This window comes from Arenimonas sp., assembly GCF_019459675.1.
Lineage (GTDB): Bacteria > Pseudomonadota > Gammaproteobacteria > Xanthomonadales > Xanthomonadaceae > Arenimonas.
Genome location: NZ_JAIBFH010000237.1, coordinates 1 through 5,736, shown reverse-complemented (window position 1 = coordinate 5,736; position 5,736 = coordinate 1). Strand labels below are relative to the sequence as shown.

The window sequence follows — 5,736 nt, the reverse complement described above, 5'->3', positions numbered from 1 at the left end:
GGCAGGTAGTCCAGCGTGGCCCCGCCCAGCGTGGCGGCCATGTAGGCGCCGCCGGGGTTACAGGGCCCCCGCGGCGAGGGGGAGGTGCCGGGGGCCGCCCGTTCGCGCGAAAGGTTCACCGCGGCCAGTCCGCGCTTTTCGTATTCGGAGCGGTAGATGCGGCCCGGCAGCACGATGGCCAGGTACTGGTCGGCGGCCAGCACGTTGGTGCCGAAGCTGGTGACCAGGGTGGCGACGATCAGCGAGCCGGTGGAGCGGGCCATCTTGAGCACGCTGCGGATCAGGCGCTCGAGCAGGCCGGCGCGCTCCATGATGGCGCCGAAGGACATCGCGCAGATCACCAGCCAGACGGTGTTGAGCATGCTGGACATGCCGCCGCGGTTGAGCAGCGAATCGATGGCCTCGTTGCCCGATTCTCCCTTGTAGCCGCCGATCAGCGACGACCAGGCGCCCTTGAGCAGGGCCATCGGCCGCGACAGGGTTTCATCGGCGGCCAGCGCCACCACCAGCTCCGGCTGGAAGATCACCGCGAACACCGCGCCCAGCAGCGCGCCGATCAGGATGGTGGGGTAGGCCGGGAAGCGCATCACGGCCAGGCCGAACACCACCACCAGCGGCAGCAGCAGGTGCGGGCCGATGGCGAAGATGCGCGACAGCTCGCCCGACAGGTCCGCGAAGCCGGCCTCGGCGGTGCCGGCGGTCACGCCGATGCTCAGGTATGCGAAGCCCGCCAGCGCGATGATGATGCTGGGGATGGTGGTCCAGGTCATGTGCCGCACGTGCGCGAACAGCTCGCTGCCGGCCGCGGCGGGCGCCAGGTTGGTGGTGTCCGACAGCGGCGACAGCTTGTCGCCGAAGTAGGCGCCGGAGATGACCGCGCCGGCGGTGATCGCCGGGTCCAGGCCCAGGCCCTGCGCCACGCCCATCAGCGCCACGCCCAGGGTGCCGGCCACTGTCCACGAGCTGCCGATGGTCACCGCGACGATGGCGCAGACCAGACAGGCCGCTGGATAAAAGAAGGACGGATGCAGGAGCATCAGGCCGTAGTGGATCAGTGTGGGTACGGCGCCGGACAGGATCCACGAGCCGATCAGCGAGCCCACCGCCAGCAGGATCAGGATGGCGTTGGTGGAGATCGAGATGCCGTGCACGATCGCGTCCTGCACATCGTCCCAGCGCATGCCGTTTCGGATTCCGACCAGGGCCGCGACGCCGCCGGCCAGCAGCAGCGAGATCTGGCTGCCGCCGTATGCCGAATTGTCCGCGAACAGGTATACCGACGTGCCCAGCAGGGCGAACAGGAAGACCAGGGGCAGGAAGGCCTGCAGCAAGGTCGGTTCTCGTGCCTGCACGGCCGGCGTTGGTTCGGTCATTGGTCGCTCTCCCCAGAGTATCCGCCGGAGTTTACCCGAGCCGGCCCGGGCCGCGCGGGTATGCTGGCACCCTTCGCCACCGTCCGGATCCCCGATGACCGACCGTCTGCCGCTGGTCCCGCTGTTCAACGACTATCTGGTGCGATATCCCGCCGAGGCGGCGGCCGTCGCCCTGTTCCGGGAGCTGCTGCTCGATCCCGGGGCCGTCTTCGAACGGGCGCGCCTGGCGGGCCACTACACGGGTTCGGCGTGGCTGGTCAGCGCCGACGGCGCGCGCGTGCTGCTCACCCACCACCGCAAGCTCGGCCGCTGGCTGCAGCTGGGTGGCCACGCCGACGGCGACGCCGACCTGGCGCAGGTTGCGCTGCGCGAGGCGGAGGAGGAGTCGGGACTGGGGGACCTGGTGGTGGAGCCGGCCATCTTCGACCTCGACCGCCACGCCATCCCCGCGCGCGGCAGTGAGCCGGAGCACTGGCACTACGACGTGCGCTTCGTGGTGCGCGCGACCGGCAGTGAGGCTTTCGCCGTCAGCGAAGAATCGCTGGCGCTGGCGTGGAAATCGGTGGCGGACATCGCCGGCGACCCGTCGTCGGACGAGTCGCTGCGGCGCATGGCGGTGAAGTGGCTGGAGCTGGAAGCGGGCTGAGGCAAGCAACCGTCCATGGTGCGCTGACGTTCGCCATCCATGGCTCAACCGAGCCTGAGCGACGACAGTCCCCCGGACTGTCGCAAGCGGCTCAGACTCGACCGTTGAACTCGCCGGTGACCGTGCTGACCCAGATCTTTTCGCCGTTGGTGATGTACTCGGGCACCATGATTTCCAGGCCCGTGTTGAGCTTGGCGGGCTTAGGGCGCTTGGTCGCCGTGCCGCCCTTGAGTTCCGGCGGCGTTTCGATCACTTCCAGCGCCACGCTGGGCGGCAGCTGCACGGCCACCGGCACGTCTTCGATCAGCTGGATATAGCAGCCTTCCAGGCCTTCGGTGATGTAGCCGGCGTTGTCGCCCACCACGTCGGCGTCGAGCTGGTAGGGCGTGTAGTCCTCGGCGTCGAGGAACACGAAGGCTTCGCCGTCCTTGTACGAATAGGTGGACTCGCGGCGGCTCATGTCCACTTCGCGCAGCTCGTCATCGGCGCCGCAGCTGAGGTCGAACTTCACGCCGCCCGGCACGCTGTACAGGGTGAACCGGAACTTGACGTTGCCGCCGCGGCCCTGCGGCGAGCTGCGTTCGATGTCGCGCACCTGGTAGACGGTGGCGTTGTGTTCGATGACGTTGCCTTTCTTGATGTCGCCAGCTTTCATGGGGTGGTCTCTTTGGGTTTACTTCGGGGCCAGGCGCACGGCGCCGTCGAGGCGGATGGTTTCGCCGTTGAGATACAGGCTGCCCAGGATGAAGGCCACCAGGTCGGCGAACTCCGCGGGCTGGCCCAGCCGCGAAGGGAAGGGGATGGACGCGCTCAGCGACTGCTGAACCGCCTCGGGCATGCCGTCCACCATCGGCGTCCAGAAGATGCCCGGGGCGATGGTGTTCACGCGTATGCCGAAGCGCGCCAGTTCACGCGCCATCGGCAGCGTCATGGCCACCACGCCGCCCTTGGACGCGGAGTAGGCGGCCTGGCCGATCTGGCCTTCGTAGGCGGCTACGCTGGCGGTGTTGATGATGGCGCCACGCTCGCCGTCGGTGCCCGGGGCGTTGTGCTGCATCAGGTCGGCCGCGGCCTTGGCCACGTTGAAGCTGCCCACCAGGTTCACCATCACCGTGCCGGCGAAGTTCTTCAGCGGCATCGGCGCTTCCTTGCCCAGCACGCGGCCGGCGCCCAGGATGCCGGCGCAGTTGATGGCGGCGTTGAGTCCGCCCATGAACTGCTGGGCGGCGGCGACGTTGGCGGCCACGTTGGCCTCGTCGGTGACGTCGGTGCGGAAGTAGTGCGCACTGCCGGCGCCCAGCTCGGCCACGGCGGCCGCGCCCTTGTCGTCGTTGATGTCGAACAGGGCGACTTTGGCGCCGCCGGCCACCAGCCGCTGCGCCACGGCCAGGCCGAGGCCGGAGACGCCGCCGGTGATGACGGCGCGGGTGTCCTGGATCTGCATTGGTGGATCTCCTGGTTGACCCGCGATTCTATCAGCGGTGCCGCGGGCCCTCCTACCCGGGCGCTCAGAGGTCGAGCAGGTAGTAGCGGTCGCAGCCGAAATGACCGGTGCTGCCCAGGGGGCCGTCGAGGCGCCGGAATCCGGTGCGTTCATAGAGCTTCTGGGCCTGGTCCATGCCGCACAGGGTTTCCAGATAGCACTGCTGGGGGCCCAGCGCGCGGGCGGCGTCCAGGCAGCGGGTCATCAGGGCGGCGCCGGCGCCAAGGCCGCGCAGGGCGGGCAGGAAATACATCTTGCGAAGCTCGCACACGCCCGGCGGGCCGCCGTCCAGCGCAGCCACGCCGCCGCCGCCCAGCACGCGCCCGTCGGCCACCACCACGAAATAAGCCGCGCCCGGCCGGTCATAGGCCGCATGCATCGCCTGCACTTCCGGGTCGTGGATGGCGAAGCCCGGGCCGTCGGCGCCGAACTCGGGCATCACGGTACGGATGATGCCGGCGACGGCGGCGTCATCGTCGGCCGTGATGGGACGGATGATCAGGTCGGGCGAGTTCATGGCCGCGCGGCCCTGTTCTGGCGCAGGTAGGCCGCGAAGTTGTCGGGGTCCAGGCCCGGGCTGAACAGGAATCCCTGGCCGATGCCGATGCCCAGCGCCAGCAGGAAATCGCGCTGGGCCGGGCTTTCGATGCCCTCGGCCACCACTTCCAGGCCCAGGCCGCGGGCGATGCCTTCCACTGCCTGGCAGATGGCCACGTCCGAGGCATTGCCTGGCACGCCCTGCAGGAAGCTCTGGGCCAGCTTGAGGCCGTGGATGGGCAGCCGACGCAGGTAGTTCAGTGCGCTGTAGCCTTCGCCGAAATCATCGATGGTCAGCACCACGCCCAGCTCGCGCAGCGCCTTGAAGGTGGCGAGGGTGTCGGGCGCGTCCTCGATCAGCACGCGTTCGGTGAACTCCAGCTCGAGCGCAGCGCCGGGCAGGCCATGGTCGGCCAGGGCGCTGGCGATGGTTTGCACCAGGTCTTCGGTGAGGAACTGGCGGTACGACACGTTCACCGCCACGCGTTCGATCGCCAGGCCGTCGCTGCGCCACTGCGCCATGTGCCGGCAGGCGGCGTCGATCACCCAGGCGCCGATGCCGACGATGTCGCCGGTGGTCTCGGCGTGGCTGATGAAATCGTCCGGGCTGATTTCACCCAGCGTGGGGTTGTTCCAGCGGATCAGCGCTTCGGCGCTGCACACGCGGCCGTCGGCCAGCGACACCAGCGGCTGGAAGACCAGCCGGAACTCGCCGTTGTCCAGCGCACGGCGCAGCTGCGCCTCGATCTGAACGCGGTCGTGCTGCTTGCGCGCCAGCTCGGGCGTGAACTCCTGCCAGGTGTTGCGGCCGCGACGCTTGGCGTCGTACATCGCCGCGTCGGCATTGTTCACCAGCTGCTGCACGGTGCGGCCGTGCACGGGGTGGCGTGCGAGGCCGACGCTGGTGGTGATGGTGAATTCCTCGCCGGCGTAGCGGAAGCTGTCGCCGAAGGCACGCGTGATCTTTTCCGCCAGCGCCTCGGCCATCGCCGGGTTGTCGTTGGGCGGCGTAACCACCAGGAACTCGTCACCGCCGAAGCGGGCAAGCAGCCCGGCATCGCCCACGCACTGCTCCAGCCGGCGCGCCGCACTGACCAGCATGTGGTCGCCAGCGGCGTGGCCCAGCAGGTCGTTCACGAGCTTGAAGCGGTCCAGGTCGATGTAGATCACCGTGGCGCCCGGATGCTGGTCGTCCAGCTGGCGCTCGACTTCCGACAGGATGCCGTCGCGGTTGAACAGGCCCGTCAGCGGGTCGGTACGCGCCTGGCTGCGCAGCGCTTCTTCGATCTGGCGGCGCTGCGTCACGTCCTGCACGGTGCCGGTGATGCGCGCCGGCATCGGGGCCCGGCCCTCGGCCTGGCCCATCAGCCGGGCCCAGTGCATTTCACCGTCCAGACGCCGCACCTGGATCTCCAGGTCGAACGCGCCGCCGTCGCGCACCACGCTTTCCAACGCGTCCTCCACCGCCTTCCGGTGTGCGGGGGCGACGTGCACCATGGCGTCTTCCAGCGTGCGCGGCGGGTCGTCGCGGCGGCCGAGGATGCGCAGCGCCTCGTCGGTGAGGTAAATCCGGTTGCGGCCGCCGTCCCACTCCCAGCCGCCGATGCGGGCCAGGGCCTGCGCCCGCAGGAACAGGGCGCTGTCGCGCTTGAGTTCGGTGACATCCGAGAACAGGGATATCACCTGGTGCGGCTTGC

6 protein-coding genes are annotated in these 5,736 nt (G+C 69.2%); 1 reads left to right on the top strand and 5 read right to left on the bottom strand.

What is annotated here, in order from left to right:
* Positions 1–1,373: Na+/H+ antiporter NhaC (nhaC, locus tag K0M70_RS08030; RefSeq protein WP_290781279.1), on the bottom strand; the 1,373-nt coding region annotated here is incomplete at its 3' end.
* A 94-nt stretch (positions 1,374–1,467) separates the two neighbouring features.
* On the opposite strand from nhaC, the gene K0M70_RS08025 reads away from it, so the two are divergent.
* Positions 1,468–2,019, top strand: a complete 552-nt coding sequence (locus tag K0M70_RS08025) for an NUDIX hydrolase (RefSeq protein WP_290781278.1) — start codon at positions 1,468–1,470, stop codon at positions 2,017–2,019.
* A 91-nt stretch (positions 2,020–2,110) separates the two neighbouring features.
* Here K0M70_RS08025 and yeiP read toward each other — a convergent pair whose 3' ends face one another.
* From yeiP to K0M70_RS08005, 4 genes are all read right to left on the bottom strand, one after another.
* Positions 2,111–2,674 (bottom strand): elongation factor P-like protein YeiP, encoded by a 564-nt coding sequence (yeiP, locus tag K0M70_RS08020; protein ID WP_290781277.1) that lies wholly within the window; start codon positions 2,672–2,674, stop codon positions 2,111–2,113.
* Positions 2,675–2,692: 18 nt separating this feature from the next.
* Positions 2,693–3,463 (bottom strand): SDR family NAD(P)-dependent oxidoreductase, encoded by a 771-nt coding sequence (locus K0M70_RS08015; RefSeq protein WP_290781276.1) that lies wholly within the window; start codon positions 3,461–3,463, stop codon positions 2,693–2,695.
* A gap of 64 nt (positions 3,464–3,527) precedes the next feature.
* Complete coding sequence (locus tag K0M70_RS08010; protein ID WP_290781275.1) at positions 3,528–4,019, bottom strand: GNAT family N-acetyltransferase; 492 nt, start codon at positions 4,017–4,019, stop codon at positions 3,528–3,530.
* Positions 4,016–5,736: GGDEF domain-containing phosphodiesterase (locus tag K0M70_RS08005; RefSeq protein WP_290781274.1), on the bottom strand; the 1,721-nt coding region annotated here is incomplete at its 5' end. The genes K0M70_RS08010 and K0M70_RS08005, both read right to left, overlap by 4 nt.

Bases quoted from the DNA above. Each gene is read 5' to 3' on its own strand.
- K0M70_RS08025 (WP_290781278.1), top strand. From the start codon at position 1,468: ATGACCGACCGTCTGCCGCTGGTCCCGCTGTTCAACGACTATCTGGTG.
- yeiP (WP_290781277.1), bottom strand. From the start codon at position 2,674: ATGAAAGCTGGCGACATCAAGAAAGGCAACGTCATCGAACACAACGCC.
- K0M70_RS08015 (WP_290781276.1), bottom strand. From the start codon at position 3,463: ATGCAGATCCAGGACACCCGCGCCGTCATCACCGGCGGCGTCTCCGGC.
- K0M70_RS08010 (WP_290781275.1), bottom strand. From the start codon at position 4,019: ATGAACTCGCCCGACCTGATCATCCGTCCCATCACGGCCGACGATGAC.